Annotated in this window: 14 protein-coding genes; 12 read left to right on the top strand and 2 right to left on the bottom strand. The window is 72.6% G+C overall.

Features of this window, described 5'->3' with window-relative positions:
• Positions 1-30: 30 nt before the first annotated feature.
• The 7 genes from ACIBAG_RS32590 (at position 31) to ACIBAG_RS32560 (ending at position 7307) form a co-directional block, all read left to right on the top strand.
• Entirely contained in the window at positions 31-609 is a 579-nt protein-coding gene (locus ACIBAG_RS32590) for a carbonic anhydrase (RefSeq protein ID WP_399110030.1), read from the top strand.
• A 5-nt stretch (positions 610-614) separates the two neighbouring features.
• Positions 615-2072 carry a SulP family inorganic anion transporter gene (locus tag ACIBAG_RS32585; RefSeq protein WP_399110028.1) on the top strand — a complete coding sequence of 486 codons (1458 nt, stop codon included), beginning with the start codon at positions 615-617 and terminating at the stop codon, positions 2070-2072.
• Positions 2073-2191: 119 nt separating this feature from the next.
• Positions 2192-3106, top strand: coding sequence for a slipin family protein (locus tag ACIBAG_RS32580; RefSeq protein WP_399110225.1), 915 nt, complete (start codon positions 2192-2194; stop codon positions 3104-3106).
• Positions 3107-3196: 90 nt separating this feature from the next.
• Entirely contained in the window at positions 3197-4585 is a 1389-nt protein-coding gene (locus ACIBAG_RS32575; protein WP_399110026.1) for a PhoX family protein, read from the top strand.
• Positions 4586-4646: 61 nt separating this feature from the next.
• Complete coding sequence (locus ACIBAG_RS32570) at positions 4647-6134, top strand: protein kinase (RefSeq protein WP_399110024.1); 1488 nt, start codon at positions 4647-4649, stop codon at positions 6132-6134.
• Between the two features lie 90 nt (positions 6135-6224).
• Positions 6225-7088 carry a polysaccharide deacetylase family protein gene (locus ACIBAG_RS32565; RefSeq protein WP_399110022.1) on the top strand — a complete coding sequence of 288 codons (864 nt, stop codon included), beginning with the start codon at positions 6225-6227 and terminating at the stop codon, positions 7086-7088.
• A 39-nt stretch (positions 7089-7127) separates the two neighbouring features.
• Entirely contained in the window at positions 7128-7307 is a 180-nt protein-coding gene (locus ACIBAG_RS32560; RefSeq protein WP_031487047.1) for a hypothetical protein, read from the top strand.
• An 11-nt stretch (positions 7308-7318) separates the two neighbouring features.
• On the opposite strand, the gene ACIBAG_RS32555 is transcribed toward ACIBAG_RS32560, so the two are convergent.
• Both ACIBAG_RS32555 and ACIBAG_RS32550 read right to left on the bottom strand, forming a co-directional pair.
• Complete coding sequence (locus ACIBAG_RS32555; protein WP_399110223.1) at positions 7319-7990, bottom strand: ABC transporter; 672 nt, start codon at positions 7988-7990, stop codon at positions 7319-7321.
• 5 nt (positions 7991-7995) lie between these two features.
• Positions 7996-8922 carry an ATP-binding cassette domain-containing protein gene (locus ACIBAG_RS32550; protein ID WP_399110020.1) on the bottom strand — a complete coding sequence of 309 codons (927 nt, stop codon included), beginning with the start codon at positions 8920-8922 and terminating at the stop codon, positions 7996-7998.
• A 44-nt stretch (positions 8923-8966) separates the two neighbouring features.
• Here ACIBAG_RS32550 and ACIBAG_RS32545 point away from each other — a divergent pair, with 44 nt between their 5' ends.
• The 5 genes from ACIBAG_RS32545 to ACIBAG_RS32525 all read left to right on the top strand — a co-directional run bounded on the left by ACIBAG_RS32545 (position 8967) and on the right by ACIBAG_RS32525 (position 15512).
• Positions 8967-9722, top strand: coding sequence for a peptidyl-tRNA hydrolase (locus tag ACIBAG_RS32545; RefSeq protein ID WP_399110018.1), 756 nt, complete (start codon positions 8967-8969; stop codon positions 9720-9722).
• Positions 9723-10143: 421 nt separating this feature from the next.
• Positions 10144-11559 (top strand): DUF692 domain-containing protein, encoded by a 1416-nt coding sequence (locus tag ACIBAG_RS32540; RefSeq protein ID WP_399110016.1) that lies wholly within the window; start codon positions 10144-10146, stop codon positions 11557-11559.
• A 423-nt stretch (positions 11560-11982) separates the two neighbouring features.
• Positions 11983-12807 carry a DUF4142 domain-containing protein gene (locus tag ACIBAG_RS32535; protein WP_399110014.1) on the top strand — a complete coding sequence of 275 codons (825 nt, stop codon included), beginning with the start codon at positions 11983-11985 and terminating at the stop codon, positions 12805-12807.
• Between the two features lie 102 nt (positions 12808-12909).
• Entirely contained in the window at positions 12910-13707 is a 798-nt protein-coding gene (locus tag ACIBAG_RS32530; protein WP_399110013.1) for a TIGR04222 domain-containing membrane protein, read from the top strand.
• Positions 13708-13829: 122 nt separating this feature from the next.
• Positions 13830-15512 carry an alpha/beta hydrolase gene (locus ACIBAG_RS32525; protein ID WP_399110011.1) on the top strand — a complete coding sequence of 561 codons (1683 nt, stop codon included), beginning with the start codon at positions 13830-13832 and terminating at the stop codon, positions 15510-15512.
• The last annotated feature ends 297 nt before the right edge of the window (positions 15513-15809 follow it).

Below are 15809 nucleotides of genomic sequence, written 5' to 3'. Positions count from 1 at the left end.
ACCGAGGCGCGCCAGGAGGAGTCACCACACATGCAGCCCCTCATCGACAACGCCCGTATGTTCGGACAGCGCCCTGAGGAGTTCGCCGAACTGGCCGCGGGGCAGTCCCCGCAGGTCCTGTTCATCACCTGCTCCGATTCCCGGGTCGTTCCGGCCCTGATCACGGGCGCCCGCCCCGGCGAGCTCTTCGAGCTGCGCACCGCGGGCAACATCGTTCCGCCGTACGCCTCCGAGCACCCCACCAGCGAGGCGGCCACCATCGAGTACGCCGTGGAGGTCCTCGGCGTCAGCGACATCGTGGTCTGCGGCCACTCCCACTGCGGGGCCGTCGGCGCGCTGGTGCGCGGCGACGACCTGGACGCCGTACCGGCCGTGCGCGACTGGCTCGCGCAGGCCGAGCCCCGCCCGACCGGCGCCGTCGAGGACCCGGAGGTCGCCGAGGGCGTCCAGGCCCACGTGCTGGCGCAGATCCTGCGGCTGCGCTCGTACCCGTTCATCGAGAAGAAGCTGAAGGAGCGTCAACTGACCCTGCACGCGTGGTACTACGAGGTCCACAAGGGCGCCGTGCGCGCCCACAGCGCCGAGACCGACGCGTTCGAGGCACTGTGATCGGCATGATGACCAAATACCCTCACCTGCGGCAGGACTTCGCCGCCTCGTTGGTCGTCTTCCTCGTCGCGCTGCCGCTGTGCGTCGGCGTGGCCGTCGCCTCCGGAGTCCCGGCCGAGGTCGGGCTCGTCACCGGCATCGTGGGCGGCATCGTCACCGGCATGATGCGCGGCAGCAGCCTTCAGGTCTCCGGACCCGCCGCCGGTCTGACCGTGCTGGTCTTCGAGGCCGTGCAGGAGTTCGGGCTGCCGGTCCTCGGCGTGCTGGTGCTCGCCACCGGCCTGCTCCAGCTCCTCATGGGCGCCCTGAAGCTGGGGCGCTGGTTCCGGGCCATCTCGGTCTCCGTCGTCGAGGGCATGCTGGCCGGTATCGGCCTTGTCCTCATCGCCGGGCAGCTCTACTCGGTCGCGGACGCCAAGGCGCCCGCCTCCGGCCTGGAGAAGATATTCGGACTCCCCGGAGCACTGGTCCAGGCCGTGCAGAACACCGAGGCGCTGGCCTCGATCGCGCTGGGCGCCGGCACCGTCGCGGTGCTCGTGCTGTGGCAGCGGATGCCGCGCCAGGTACGCACGGTTCCCGGTCCGCTCGCCGCGGTCGGTCTGGCGACGCTGGTCGCCGCGGCCTTCTCGCTGCCGGTCGCCACCGTCGAGGTCAAGGGCCTGCTGGGATCCGTTCAGCCGCCGTCCCTGAGCGCCTTCGGCGAACTGGCGGACGTCGGTGTGCTCGCCACGATCGTCGCCTTCACGCTCATCGCGTCGGCCGAGTCGCTGTTCAGCGCGGCGGCCGTGGACCGGCTGCACGACGGGCCGCGCACCGAGTACGACAAGGAGCTGATGGCGCAGGGCGCGGGCAACACCGTCTGCGGTGTGCTCGGCGCGCTGCCGATGACCGCGGTCATCGTGCGCAGTTCCGCCAACGTCCAGGCAGGTGCGAAGACCAAGGCGTCCCGGGTCATGCACGGCGTGTGGCTGCTGCTGTTCGCGGCGCTGCTGCCCGCCACGCTGGCCCTGATCCCGATACCCGCGCTGGCCGGCATCCTGGTCCACGCCGGCTGGAAGCTGATCCCCTTCCGGGGCATCGTCTCCCTGTGGCGCGGCCACCGGGGCGAGGCGCTCATCCTCGTGGTCACCGCCGTCTCCATCGTCGCGGTGAACATGTTCGAGGGCGTGCTGATCGGTCTGGCCCTGTCGGTCGCCAAGACCGCCTGGGAGGCCTCGCACGTGAAGCTGGAGGTCATAGACAAGGGCGCCGGACCCATCCAGGCGTACCTCTCGGGCAACGCGACCTTCCTGAGGCTGCCGAAGATCCTCGACAGCCTGGAGGCCCTGCCCCAGGACCGCCCGGTGGAGCTGAACCTGTCGGGTCTGCACCACCTCGACCATGCCTGCCGTACGGCCCTGGAGAGCTGGGCCGAGCGGCACAGCGCGGAAGGCACGGAACCGGTGCGGGTCACCTCGCCCTGACCGGCGTATGACGTCGGCTGAGGCGTGACCCTGGTCCGGGGCCGTCCATGGCCCCGGACCAGACACCGGCATATCGTTACAGGAGCATGCGGAACGGGCCTCTGCACGAGGAGGTCGTCATGGTCGAGGAACTGCTGGGCGCGGCCGCGGGAGTGGCTGCCGCGGGCCTGGTGTACGTCGCGGCCGCGGCGCGGGTCGTCAAACAGTACGAGCGCGGGGTGGTGCTCCGACTCGGACGGCTGGTGGGAGACGTACGGCCACCCGGATTCACGTTGATCGTCCCGATCGTGGACCGGCTGCACAAGGTCAACATGCAGATCGTCACGATGCCCGTGCCGGCCCAGGAGGGCATCACCCGGGACAACGTGACGGTGCGCGTGGACGCGGTCGTGTACTTCAAGGTGATCGACGCCGCGAGCGCGCTCATCAAGGTCGAGGACTACAAGTACGCGGTCTCGCAGATGGCGCAGACGTCACTGCGCTCGATCATCGGCAAGAGCGACCTGGACGACCTGCTGTCCAACCGCGAGAAGCTCAACCAGGGCCTGGAGCTGATGATCGACAGCCCTGCCGTCGGCTGGGGCGTGCAAGTGGACCGCGTCGAGATCAAGGACGTGTCACTGCCGGAGTCGATGAAGCGCTCCATGGCCCGGCAGGCCGAGGCGGACCGCGAGCGGCGGGCCCGCATCATCAACGCGGACGCCGAGCTCCAGGCCTCCAAGAAACTGGCCGAGGCCGCCCACCAGATGGCCGACGCCCCCTCCGCACTCCAGCTGCGGCTGCTCCAGACGGTGATGGCGGTAGCGGCGGAGAAGAACTCCACGCTGGTCCTGCCCATCCCGGTCGAACTGCTGCGCTTCCTGGAGCGGGGCGAGGACCACGAGCACCACGTGAAGCGCGCCCCGGAGCCGGAACCGGGTCACGCCCTGGAGGGCGCGGCCGGCCAGGAGGGCGAGGCGGCCATCGAGCCGCGGGCCGCACGGGACGTCGAACGGACGGTGGAGGACATCATCGAGGACGCCACCGAGAAGTGACACACGCTACGCGCGTGGTTCCCGTGGCTCATACCAGGTGATAAACACAGCGGGGTCACAGTTCCTGTCCGCCAGCAGGAAGGTTTCCCCATGTCCGAGAACACGACCGCCGGTCGTCCGTCCCGCCGTCAACTCCTTTCCCGAACCGGCGCGTTGGGCGTGTCGATCGCCTTCGCCGGGAACCTCACCGAGCTCTTCGCCGGAACAGCCGCAGCACAGAACCTGGGCCACACGGGATACGGCCCGCTGGTCCCCGACCCCAAGGGCCTGCTCGATCTGCCGGAAGGTTTCCGCTACCGGGTCCTGTCCCGCGAGGGCGAACCGCTCCGCTCCGGCGAGGGCCCGGTCCCCTCCAACCACGACGGCATGACCGCCCTGCCCGGCAGAAACGGCCGCGTCCATCTGGTCCGCAACCACGAGAACCGCCCCACCGCGAGGTTCCCCGTCCCGACCGTCCCGGGCCTCACCTACGACCCGGCGGGCAAGGGCGGCTGCACGGCCCTGACGCTCGACCGGCGGGGCCACGTCCTGTCCGAGCGGGTCGCCATCGCCGGTACGGCCGTCAACTGCGCGGGCGGGCCGACTCCTTGGGGCACCTGGCTGACCTGCGAGGAGACCGAGGACAAGGCGGGCACCAACGGCTACACCAAGGACCACGGCTTCATCTTCGAGGTCGACCCGGCGAACCCCTACCGCTCCTCCGCGGTCCCGCTGACCGCGATGGGCCGGTTCCAGCACGAGGCGATCGCCGTGGACCCGCGGCGCGGCATCGTCTACGAGACCGAGGACGCCTTCCAGAAGCCGTTCGGCCTCTTCTACCGCTTCCTGCCACACGCGCCGCACGGCGGCTTCGGCTCCCTGCGCGCGGGCGGCCGCCTGCAGGCGATGCGGGTGCCGGGCGTCCCCGACCTGTCCTCGATCCAGGAGACCGGCGCGAGCTTCGGGGACGTCGAGTGGGTCGACGTACCGGACCCGCTCGCCGCCCAGACCCCCATCCGCCTGCAGGACTTCGGCCCGAAGGGCATCACCCACGCGCAGAAGCTGGAGGGCTGCTACTGGGGCGGCCGCTGCGTCTACTTCGTCTCCTCCTTCGCCCGCAGCGCGGAGGGCTCGGCGGCGGACCACTACGGCCAGATCTGGCGCTACGACCCCGCCGCGCGGCGCCTGACCCTCGTGATCGTCTTCGGCCCGGACACGGACGTCCAGCTCCCGGGCGAGTCCCCGGACAACATCTGCCTCGCCCCCAGCGGCGGGCTGATGGTGTGCGAGGACGGCAACGGCGCCCAGCACGTGTACGGGGTGACGCGAGGCGGCGAGGTGTACGCGATGGCGCGCAACGCCCAGAACCTAGGCACCCCTCAGGAGCCGGAGTGGGGCGAGTTCGCCGGGGTCACCTTCTCACCCGACGGCGGGACGATGTACGTGAACTGCTACACACCGGGCACGACGTTCGCGGTGACGGGACCCTGGCGCCGCTAGCCGTCGTGGCCCCGTACCCGGCGGAAGCTTGCTCTCCGGTGCGTCATCTAACCTTTGCGGCATGAACCAACCGGGGGATGTCGTCGACGGCCGTTTCGAGCTGGTGGAGCGGCTGGGCAGCGGAGGAATGGGCACCGTGTGGCGGGCTCGCGACACGGTGCTGGACCGCGAGGTCGCGCTCAAGGCGGTGCGGTCCGACGCGGACACCGTCGGTGTGATGCGCGAGCGGGTGATGCGGGAGGCGCGGGCGCTGGCCCGGCTCAGCCATCCCCATGTGGTGACGGTCCATCAGATCGTGGACGCCGACCCGCATCCGTGGATCGTGATGGAGCTCGTGCCGGGCGTCTCGCTCCAGCAGCGGCTGAGCGACGGCCCGTTGACCCCGGCGGAGGCGGCCCGCGTCGGCCGCCAGGTGCTCGCCGCGCTGCGGGCCGCACACGCGGCGGGCATCCACCACCGGGACGTCAAACCCGCCAACATCCTCCTGCGCCCCGACGGCGACGCCGTCCTCACCGACTTCGGCATCGCCGCCCTGCAGGGCACGACGGGCCTGACGGCGACCGGTGAACTCGTCGGTTCGCCCGAATACATGGCCCCCGAACGGATCCGGGGCCACGAGGACGATCCGGCGGCCGACCTCTGGTCGCTGGGCGTGGTCCTGTACGTCTGCGTGGAGGGCGTCAGCCCACTGCGCCGCCCCACCACGCTGGCCACCCTGGCCGCCGTACTCGACGACCCGCTGCCGCCGCCGACCCGCTCCGGCCCGCTGGCCCCGGTGCTCGACGCCGTTCTGGTACGCGACCCGGCGGCACGCCCGGACGCCGCCCGGCTGGACGCGATGCTGGCGCAGGTCGAGGCGGGGGCGACACCGCACTGGACCTGGCCGACGGTGACGGCCGGCGCGGCCCACCCGACTTCACCGACGCCCACCCAACTGGACACCCCGCGTCCGACGGTTCCGCAGCCGGTGCGGGGCGCTCGACGCCGTACGCCTCTGGTGGTGGCCGCGACCGCGGCGCTGGTGATCGGCGTGGCCACGGCTCTGGTGTTCGCCTTGCGCCCAGACGGCACCGAGGGCGACGACAAGGCCGCCGGCTCGACCACCCCGAGAGCCACGACCTCCACCCCCAGCCCGGTGAGACAGAAGCCGATCACCACCGCACCGTCGCCCACCCCCACGAGCACATCGCCGACCCCCACTCCCACCCCGGCCCAGGGCGGCCGCTGGATCGCCCAGCTCCACTCCGAACCCGTCGCCACGGGTACCGCCGCCCGCGACAGCCGCCTCGCCACGATCCGCCGGACGGTGCCGGAGGCGGCCGTGCTGCGCAGCGGGGACTACCCCTCCCTGCGCCCCGGCTACTGGGTGTTCTACGCCCCCGGCCCCTTCGCCGACGGCAACGCCGCCCTGACCTTCTGCGCCGAGCACGGCCGGACCACTCCGAGCACCTGCATCGGCCGCTACCTGAGCACGAACGCGTCCGACTTCGCCTTCCAGTGCCGCCCTCCGGCCACCGCCCCGACGGGCCGCTGCACCCGCGCCGACTGAGAGGGGCCGGTCCCGCCGGGCGGGTGACGCCGGCTCGGCGCACCCATCAATACGACCGGATAATCCGTTTGATCCTCATATCGTCCTGCGGTGATCACTCTTGTACGACGCGTCACCGCCGGCTGCGCCCTGGGCGCGGCGCTCGCCGTTCTCGCCGCGTGCTCTCCGGCCGATGAGCCCCGCGCTCCCCGCCCCGCGCCCAGCGCCTCCGCCGTCTCTCCCGCCGCCACGGCGACCGGGCCACCGACCCTCGCCCCCGGGCCGGCCGGTCTGACCCCCGTCTTCGAGCACGGTCCCCGCAACGGGGACAAGACCGTCGCCCTCACCTTCGACGCCGACATGACCGCCGACCAGGGGCCGCGGGCGGCGCGTGGTGAGCGGTTCGACAATCCGGGGCTGGTCGCGGCGCTCCGGGAGCTGAAGGTGCCGGCGACCGTGTTCATGACGGGGCGGTGGGCCGAGGAGTATCCCGGGCAGGCCCGGGCCATCGGGCGGGACCCGTTGTTCGAGGTCGCCAACCACTCGTACAGCCACTACGCCTTCACCGACGACTGCTACGGGCTGCCGACCATCGGCGCGGGCCGGATGCGGGCGGATGTCGAGCGGGCGTACGCCCTGTTCGAGAAGGTGGGCGTGCGGGATGCGATGCCGTACTTCAGGTTTCCCGGCGGCTGCTACGACCGGCGAGCCCTGCGGGCGCTCAGCGCGGCCGGCGTCACGGCCGTGCAGTGGGACGTGGTGAGCGGGGACGCCTTCGCGACGAACGCCGACGCGGTGGCCCAGGGGGTGCTCGACGGGGTACGGGCCGGGTCCGTGGTGGTCATGCACTGCACGCTCAGTGCCGCTCCGACGACCGAGCGGGTGGTCCGGAGCATCGTGCCCGAGCTGCGCGCGAAGGGGTTCCGGTTCGTGAAGGTGAGCGAGCTGATCGGAGCCTCGGGCGGGCGGGCGTGAGCTCGTCCGCTGCCGGTGCGAGGCTCGTACGCTGAAGGCATGAGCGACGACGACTACTGCCTGATCGACGCGACCAGGCCGCCCAAGGCGGACGGACCGCCGTATGCGGAGTGCGTGCTGTGCCGGGAGCCGACGGAGTACCCGGAGTCGTACAAGGGGATCACGCTCTGCCCGGTGTGTGAGTGGCAGGAGGCGCAGCGCACGGCCTGTTCGGGGTGAGCTGCCGGTGGTCAGGGTGATCTGCGGGACGTGAGCGCGCAGGCGGCGGCGCTCGCGGCCGCCGCGAGCAGGGCCGCTGCCGCCAGCGGCAGCAGGGGCATCGGGACCGTGCCCGAGCGGGAGCCCGTGACCAGGCCGCTGACCGCCGCGTGGGCCGGGGAGCCGGTCACCACCACGGACAGCAGCGCCGCGAGCAGCATCGCGGGGACCGCACGGCCGGTCGAGCGCAGCACCGGCCATGCGGTGAGCGCGCCGACGGCCGTGCCCAGCAGGGCGCAGGCCAGCGCGGCGAGCAGACCGGCGGCGGCCGCGGGCAGCCGTGGCACCCGGATCTGGTGGTCGGCGCCGACCGGGTCGCTGATCAGGGTGACGACGACGATCGCCGCCGTTCCGAGCGCCGCCGCGGCGGCAAGCGCCACCAGCAGCGCGGCGAGGTGCGCCCGCCCCGGGCCGACCGCCGCGGAGACGCAACTGCGGGCGGCGGGCGGCTCGTTGGTGACGCAGATGCGGACCAGCCAGGCGGCGACGGGCAGCAGTGCCGCGGCCGCGTAGCCCAGCGAGTCGAGGACGGGCTGGCCGCCCTGCACGCCGATGGCGAGGAAGACGGCGTACAGGATGAACGGCGGCAGCCACCGCTGCGATCGGGCGAGAAGGGCGGCCTGGTAGCGGAGGAGGGCTCTCATCGACGTCATCGGCGACTCTCGGCTTGGGCTTCGGCTTGGACTGGGGGTTCGGCTGCGGCTTGGGCTTCGGCTGCGGTAGGGGCGGATGTCTCCCGGCTCACGCTCACCACGTGCCAGGGCGGGCGGGTGGCCAGCAGGGCGCGCAGGACGACGTCCGAGTGGGATGCGGGGACGGTGAGGCGGTGGGTGCCGGGGGTGGGCTCGGCCGCTCCGGTGACGATACGGAGGGCCTCGGCGGGCAGGGTCGCGCCGCTCGGGCCCTGGACGACGACCGTCGTGTGCGGGCCGGCGTGCGGTGACGCGGTCTCTTCCGTACGGCGGTTGAGGCCGCCTTCGTGCACGGTGTACGTCGCGTCGGGCGCCCCCGCGAGGCGGCGCGGGTCGTGGTCGACGAAGACCACCGAGGTGCCGGCGGCGGTCCGCTCGGCGACGGCACGCTCCAGTTCCGCCCGGGCATCGGCGTCGAGCCCGGTCCACGCCTCGTCCAGGACGAGCAACTCGGGGTCCGCGAGCAGCGCCTGGGCGACGGCGACCTTCTGGCTGCTGCCCTTCGACAGCTGGGCCATCGGCGTACGGGCGTACGCGGCCGCGCCGAAGCGGTCGAGCCACTCGAGGGCGGCACGGGTGGCCGCCGGCCGGGACAGGCCGTGGACCGTGCCGAGGTGGGTGAGGTAGCCGAGGGCGGTGAAGGGGAGGGCGGTGGGGAAGCGTTCGGGGACGTAGGCGGTACGGGGGGCTCCGCTGACGCGGCCTTCCGAAGGGGCGTCTATGCGGGCCAGGATGCGGAGGAGGGTGGATTTGCCGGTGCCGTTGGGGCCTTCTATGCGGATGAGGGTGCCCGCGGCCACGGTGAGGTGGATGCCGCGTAAGACCCATGGGCCGCGCAGGCCGTAGCGGCGGCCCACGTTGTCCAGACGAAGATCGCGTTGCATGGGAGCATCTTCGCGCAGATCCCCGCCCTGGCAGACTGGGCGCCGTGAGTTCCGACAGCCCCGCCACTCAGGACAGCCCGTTCCGGTCCGGACGCAGTACCCGCGATCAGGCCCCCCAGTTCGTGCTCCCGCTCGTCGTGCGCATCGAGCGGGCCGATCCCCCGGCCCGTACCGACGCGCTGGAGACCGCCGCCCGCGCCGTACTGATCATGCTCAGCGACGAGCGGTCCGTGGACGACGGTGAGTGGGCTCAGGCCATGCGGGACTGGGAGGACGCCCGTATCCGCAAGGTCGTGCGGCGGGCCCGTGGGGCCGAGTGGCGGCGGGCCGAAGGGCTGCCGGGGATCACCGTCACCGGTGAGTCGGCCGAGGTACGGGTGTTTCCGCCCGTGCCGTTGGACGGGTGGCCGAAGGAACTGGCGAAGCTCCAGGTGTCGGGGACCGACCTCGACGATCCGCAGCCGCCGGAGGACGCGGATCGCTCGGCGCCCGTGCTCTGGGTGAATCCCGGACTCGACATGTCGGCCGGCAAGACGATGGCCCAGGCGGGGCACGCGGCGCAGATCGCCTGGTGGGAGCTGTCGGACGAGGAGCGGGACGCCTGGCGCGCGGCGGGGTTCCCGCTGGCCGTGCGGACCGCGGAGCCGGCGCGCTGGCGTGAACTGACCGCCGCGGGGCTGCCGTTGGTGCGGGACGCCGGGTTCACGGAGATCGCGCCCGGGACGACTCTGGTGGTCGAGGGGCATCACCGGGTGGGATCGCTGCCGCCCGGGGTACGCCGGCCGCTGGTCGTCCGCTGAGCCGCCCCGCGAGGCGCCCCTGAACGCTGGTGACCAGGGGTCCTCCAAACCTCCCTGCCGGCGCCGGTCGGTCAGGCGTGAATCGAGACGCCGCGCGTTTTGAACATCGGTCGCGTTCCGCGCGTACGACCCTGCGGTGGCCGTTCGCGGGGTTGCGCGGTGCGGGACCTCGGGCGTGGTGTACCGGCCGCGGTGCGCTCGGACCGCGGCTGCCGCCGGGTCGGGGTGGGCCTGGATGCTGGGTGCGGGGTGACGGTGCGGGGTGCCGGTGCGGGGTGCGCGTACGGGTCCGCAACCTCAAATGTTGCTCTGAAGGTGTCCGCCCCGTGGTTCGGGTGGAGCCCGCGGGGCCATACCCCCGTCACGTCCGGCACGTCCGAGAGACGGGACAGCGGGTACGGAAGAGGCCGAGGAGGGGACGATGGAGCGACTGGGCACGGGGATCGGGTGGCGTCCGGAGATCGCGGACGCGGTGGAGCGCATGCCGGGCATCGACTGGGTCGAGGCGGTCGCCGAGAACGTCTGTCCCGGACACCTTCCGGAGTCCCTGGTACGGCTGCGGCAGCGCGGCGTGACCGTGATACCGCACGGCGTCTCGCTGGGCCTCGGCGGCGCGGAGCGACCCGACGCCGACCGGCTGACCGCGCTCGCCGAACGGGTGGCCGCGCTGGGATCGCCGCTGGTCACCGAGCACATCGCGTTCGTACGGGCGGGCGGCCCGCTGACCGCGTCCCCGCGGCTGGAGGCAGGGCATCTGTTGCCCGTGCCGCGCACCCGGGACGCCCTCGACGTGCTCTGCGAGAACATCCGTATCGCGCAGGACGCGCTGCCCGTGCCGCTCGCCGTGGAGAACATCGCCGCGCTCATCTCCTGGCCGGGCGAGGAGATGACCGAGGGACAGTTCCTGTGGGAGCTCGCCGACCGCACCGGCGTACGCCTCCTCATCGACGTGGCCAACCTGCACACCAACCACGTCAACCGCGGCGAGGACCCTGCCAAGGCGCTCGCCGAGCTGCCTGTGGAGGCCATCGCGTACGTCCATGTCGCGGGCGGCTTCGAACGCGACGGCGTCTGGCACGACAGCCACGCCCACCCGGTCCCGCGACCGGTCCTCGACATCCTGACCGACCTCGCCTCCCGGGTGTCCCCACCGGGCGTACTCCTGGAGAGGGACGAGAACTTCCCCGAACCGGCTGAGCTGGAGCGGGAGTTGGGGTCGATTCGAATGGCTCTGGAGAAGGGGGACACCGAGCGGCGGGTTTCCGCGCAGAGCGCGTCGGGGGCGGCGGCGCTCGCGGAGGGGGCATCGCAGGACAGGGCACCCCAGGGCGTCGTAGAGGAGAGGCCCGGAAGCTCTGCGTCCGGGGAGGGGACCTCGAAGCAGCCGGTGTCGGTGGAGGGACGGACGGGGGCCGTCACCGACCCCGCCCGGCAACGCCTCGCCCTTGCGCAGGCCGCCCTGCTGTCCGCCCTTGTCGCCGGTACGCCCGTGCCGGAGGGGTTCGACCGGGTGCGGCTCGGCGTGCAGGCACGGGCGCTCGCCGGGAAGCGGGCGGATGTCGTGGCGAAGGTCGCGCCGGAGTTGCCGGTGATTCTCGGGCAGGGGTACCGGCGGGGCTTCCTCGCGTACGCGCACGGGCATCCGATGACCGGCGGCTATCGGCGCGACGCACTCGACTTCGCCGGGTATCTGCTGGCGGAGGGACTGCTGGACGACGCGCGGGTGCGGGCGGAGTTGCGGGAGTGGTGGCTGGAGCGGTCGGGGCCGAGGCCTCGGTCGCGGCGGCCGGCGGTGCGGCTGGCGCGGGCCACGCGCCGGGTGCTGCTGCGGCGGTGAGCGGCGTGCCGGGCGGCGGGCCACGGGGGTTGGTACCGGACGGCGTCCGCAGGCCGCACCGCGTGGCGGAGTCGCGTCGGTGACCGGCCCGCTCGCGATGACCGGCCCGCTCGCGATGAGGTTCGTCCCCGCAGCCTCCTGAGGACGCCGCATACGCCAATTCCCGGTCCCCTCCTGGGCGCCGCCACTCCACCGAGTGTGCCGGGACTAACACCTCAGCCCCGTAAGGCGGCCCACTCCCCCCATTCGCCCCCTTTGCCCCTGTATGTCACCCACCCGCACTCCCCCATTCGCCCGTAACCGCCCCCGTTGCAACCATTCGCTCCTGTACGGCAGTTGGCGTAGACGCCCAAGTACCCCGAAGTAATATGCCAACCCAACCCTCGAAGCGCTCTAACGTGCGGTGCTGCAACAGGAGGCACCATGCGACCGCGACCCCCGATCAACGGCCGAGGCATCTTCAGCGGCACCGGGCTCATCATCACGGGCCTGACGGCGACCCTGCTGGCGATGATCTTCCCGATCTGGTCGTACGCCGACCGGTCCGGGACCGGCGTGGACGTGCTCAACGCCGAGACCGTCGCCACCGGGTACGGGCCGTTGTCCGGACTGGACCGCGATTTCATCACCAAGGTCCGGCTGGCCGGGTTGTGGGAACTGCCCGCCGGACAGCAGGCGCAGCAGAAGGGCACCACCCCGGCCGTACGGACCGCGGGGCAGCACCTCATCGAGGGGCACACGTTCCTGGACGCGCGGGTGCGTGACGTCGCCGCCAAGCTCGGTCTCGAGCTGCCCAACGAGCCCACCGAGCAGCAGCGTCAGTGGCTGGCGACCCTGGACTCGGCCCAGGGCGTCGAGTACGACCGCCAGTTCGCCAACATCCTGCGGCTGGCGCACGGGAAGGTGTTCTCCGTCGTCGCCCAGGTGCGGGCCGGCACCCGCAACTCCCTCGTCCGCGCGCTCGCCGACGACGCCAACTCCACTGTCCTCGACCACATCACGGTCCTGGAGGCCACCGGCTACGTCGACTTCGACGCCCTGGCCCAGGACATGGCCGCCGGCAGCACCCCTCCGCTCAACCCCTCCCCCGCTCCGCCAGGCCCCACCCTCGACCCCGCGCCCGCCGTCCCGGTGACCCCGGCCCCGTCACCGACGTACACACTGCCGCCGGCCGCCACCAGCCCGCGCCCGGACACCACGGAGAACACGGACGGCACGGAGAACACGCAGGACACGGCGGGCTCCTGAGGCTCCGGCTGCCGGATCCGGAACGTCACGTCCCGGCAACTCTCGGTCCGGATCGTGAACAGGGCATGGCGGTTCTCCGGGCCGTTGGCATAGAAACACGGCATGTTCTGGGTGCTTCTTCTGCTGCTGGCCTGGGCCGTCGCCGGAACGGCGTGCACACGGCTGTGTCTGGCCGCCGCACACGCCGCGGCCAGGGAGACGAAGGAGGCGACGGCGGGCCGCGGACACGATCTGACGTTGTACGAGGCCGCGTTCCTGTCCGGCGGACCCCGGCGGGTGGCCGACCTGACGCTCGTCTCGATGGCGCTCCAGCGGCGGCTGCTGCTCGCGCACACCGGCTGGGCGACGGTCGTCGATCCGCGCGGGCGCGACGAGATGGAGCGCTCGGTGATAGGGGCCATCGGGCCGGAGGGCCAGTCCCGGATCGAGCCGGTGCGGGACGCCGCGGCCGCCGCCGACGCGGTGGGCAGCCTGGGCGACCGGCTGGTCAGCGCCGGTCTCGCCGTCCCCGACGGGGCGCGTGGCGGCGTCGCGGCAGCGATCCGGGAGGTGCGGCGCGCCGCGGCGGCCGTCGTGGCGCTGGGGGTGATCGCCCTGCTCGCCCCGGTCCGGTCGGACATGCCGGCGCATCTGGTCGCCCTCTGGTTCGCGCTCCCCTTCGTGCTCACGCTGAGCTGCCTCGCCATCGCCCGGATCGAGATCAGCCCGTACTCGCGGTGGGCCTCCCCGGCCGGGCAGCGGCTGCTCAGTGCCCTGGTCCGGCACGCGGAAGGCGGGGACGACCGTACGTTCCTCACTTCGGTCGCGGTCCGGGGCGTACGGGCGATCGGCGAGCCGAAGCTGCGCGCGGCCTTCGCGCACCGCGAGCCGCACCACGCCGTGTTCCACCGCCGCGACTGACGGCCTGCGGTCGGTGACGCATCGGGGGCATTGACGCCGACACCGGCAGGACGGTGCTTGCCTTCATCAACAGACGAACGAAATATCCCTTTTGTTGCTGCCGTGCACTGAAGGGATACGCGATGAGAGCTCCCGCCCTCTACTCGGTCGCCGGAGCGCTGCTCCTGACCGCCCTGTCCAACGCCCCGGCCGGCAGCACCGCGGCCGCCGCCCCGGGTGCGGCCTGGCCCGCGGACGAACGGATCGGCACGGCGGTGGCCGCCGTGCGCGCCGAGAAGGCAGGGATCGCCTTCGGCAGGTGCGCCAAGAACCTGGACCTGCCGGCCGACGTCAAGTGCGGCACCGTGTCCGTGCCGCTCGACTACGCGGACCCCTACGGCAAGCAGATCCGCCTCACCGTCAGCCGGATGCGGGCCACTCACAAGGACCCGCACAACAGCAAGCGCCGGGTCCCCCGCCAGGGCGCGCTGGTCTACAACCCGGGCGGGCCGGGCGCCTCCAGCCTGCACTTCCCGCTGATCGGGGTCCTGCCCGCGTGGAAGCGGCTGGCGGGGGCGTACGACCTGGTGGGCTACGCCCCGCGCGGAGTGGGGCCGTCCGCGCCGGTGTCCTGCCAGAGCCCCAGGCAGTTCTTCAACGGGCCCATGCTCGCGCCGACGCACCCCTCCGAGGCGTACAAGCGGCAGCGCATCGCCCGGGCGAAGGCCTACGCACGCGGCTGCGCCGAGCGCAACGGCAGCGCGCTGCGGCACTACAACTCCCTCAACAACGCCCGCGACCTGGACGTCCTGCGCGCCGCGCTGGGCGAGGAGAAGCTGACGTTCATGGGCGCGTCGTACGGCACCTACTTCGGCTCGCTGTACGCGACCCTCTTCCCCTCGCACGTACGGCGGATGGTGTTCGACTCGGCGGTGAACCCGGACCCGGCGCAGATCTGGTACCGCAGCAACCTCATGCAGTCGGCCGCGTTCGAGGGACGGTGGGCGGACTTCCGGGAGTGGGTCGCCAAACACCACGCCGTGTACGGCCTCGGCAGGACGGCCGACGAAGTGCTGCGCAACTACGAGAAGGTGCGGGCGCGGCTGGCCGTGGAACCGGCCGGCGGGAAGGTCGGGCAGGTGCAGTTGCAGGAGGCGTATCTGCAGGCCGGGTACTACGACGACTACTGGCCCGCGCGGGCGCAGGCGCTGTCGGCCTATCTGAAGGGCGACGCGAAGCCGCTCGCCGAGCTGGCCTCGCCGGTCGCGGAGGCGGCGGTCCAGGAGGAGAACACGAACGCGGTCTACACGGCCGTGGAGTGCAACGACGCGCCCTGGCCGACGAACTGGGCGGTCTGGGACCGGGACAACACGCGGCTCGCGCGCGTGGCGCCGTTCGAGACCTGGGACAACGTGTGGATGAACCTGCCGTGCGCCTTCTGGCAGGCGCCCCGGCAGCAGCCGCTCGACGTGCGGACCGGGCCGGGTGAGGTGCCGCCGATTCTGATCCTGGCCGCCGAGCGGGACGCCGCCACGCCGTACGAAGGGGCGCTGGAGATGCACCGGAGGCTGTCGGGCTCGGTCCTGGTGACCGAACGGGACGCCGGCACGCACGGCATCGCGTACGGCCCGAACGCCTGCGTCAACGGCTACATCGACGCCTACCTGCTGTCCGGGCGCCTCCCGGAGCGCCGGGCGGCGTGCGAGGGGCACCCCGAGCCGAAGCCGGAGCGCCCGGAGGGCCGTCAGGCGAAGAAGCCGGCCAAGCACACCGAGACGCAGCCGGGCGGCCGCCCCCAGCAGGCCGCGGCCCGCCTCCCCCACTGATCACCCAAGCCCGCCAACCAGCCCGGCGGCCACGGCCTTCCGCCGCCGGTGCTGCCTCCTCCGCGGGACAGCCCCCGGACCCCGGCCGACCTCGCCCACCACAACCCGTCAGGCAAGCCCGCCCACCAACTCAGCCACGGACTTCCGGCGACCCGTGCCGCACCCCCGGGGGACAACCCCCGGACCCCGGCCGACCACACCCCACCGCAACCCGGTCAGGCGAGCCCGGCCACCAACTCGGCCACGGACTTACGGCGACCCGTGCCGCACCCCCAGGGGACAACCCCCGGACCCCGG

This window comes from Streptomyces sp. NPDC051243 (assembly GCF_044455405.1).
Taxonomy (GTDB): domain Bacteria; phylum Actinomycetota; class Actinomycetes; order Streptomycetales; family Streptomycetaceae; genus Streptomyces.
This window is presented reverse-complemented; position numbering and strand designations above follow the sequence as displayed.

Excerpts from the sequence above, each read along its gene's own strand:
- ACIBAG_RS32590 (WP_399110030.1), top strand. The coding sequence starts at position 31 with ATGCAGCCCCTCATCGACAACGCCCGTATGTTCGGACAGCGCCCTGAG.
- ACIBAG_RS32585 (WP_399110028.1), top strand. The coding sequence starts at position 615 with ATGATGACCAAATACCCTCACCTGCGGCAGGACTTCGCCGCCTCGTTG.
- ACIBAG_RS32580 (WP_399110225.1), top strand. The coding sequence starts at position 2,192 with ATGGTCGAGGAACTGCTGGGCGCGGCCGCGGGAGTGGCTGCCGCGGGC.
- ACIBAG_RS32575 (WP_399110026.1), top strand. The coding sequence starts at position 3,197 with ATGTCCGAGAACACGACCGCCGGTCGTCCGTCCCGCCGTCAACTCCTT.
- ACIBAG_RS32570 (WP_399110024.1), top strand. The coding sequence starts at position 4,647 with ATGAACCAACCGGGGGATGTCGTCGACGGCCGTTTCGAGCTGGTGGAG.
- ACIBAG_RS32560 (WP_031487047.1), top strand. The coding sequence starts at position 7,128 with ATGAGCGACGACGACTACTGCCTGATCGACGCGACCAGGCCGCCCAAG.
- ACIBAG_RS32555 (WP_399110223.1), bottom strand. The coding sequence starts at position 7,990 with ATGAGAGCCCTCCTCCGCTACCAGGCCGCCCTTCTCGCCCGATCGCAG.
- ACIBAG_RS32550 (WP_399110020.1), bottom strand. The coding sequence starts at position 8,922 with ATGCAACGCGATCTTCGTCTGGACAACGTGGGCCGCCGCTACGGCCTG.
- ACIBAG_RS32540 (WP_399110016.1), top strand. The coding sequence starts at position 10,144 with ATGGAGCGACTGGGCACGGGGATCGGGTGGCGTCCGGAGATCGCGGAC.
- ACIBAG_RS32535 (WP_399110014.1), top strand. The coding sequence starts at position 11,983 with ATGCGACCGCGACCCCCGATCAACGGCCGAGGCATCTTCAGCGGCACC.
- ACIBAG_RS32530 (WP_399110013.1), top strand. The coding sequence starts at position 12,910 with ATGTTCTGGGTGCTTCTTCTGCTGCTGGCCTGGGCCGTCGCCGGAACG.
- ACIBAG_RS32525 (WP_399110011.1), top strand. The coding sequence starts at position 13,830 with ATGAGAGCTCCCGCCCTCTACTCGGTCGCCGGAGCGCTGCTCCTGACC.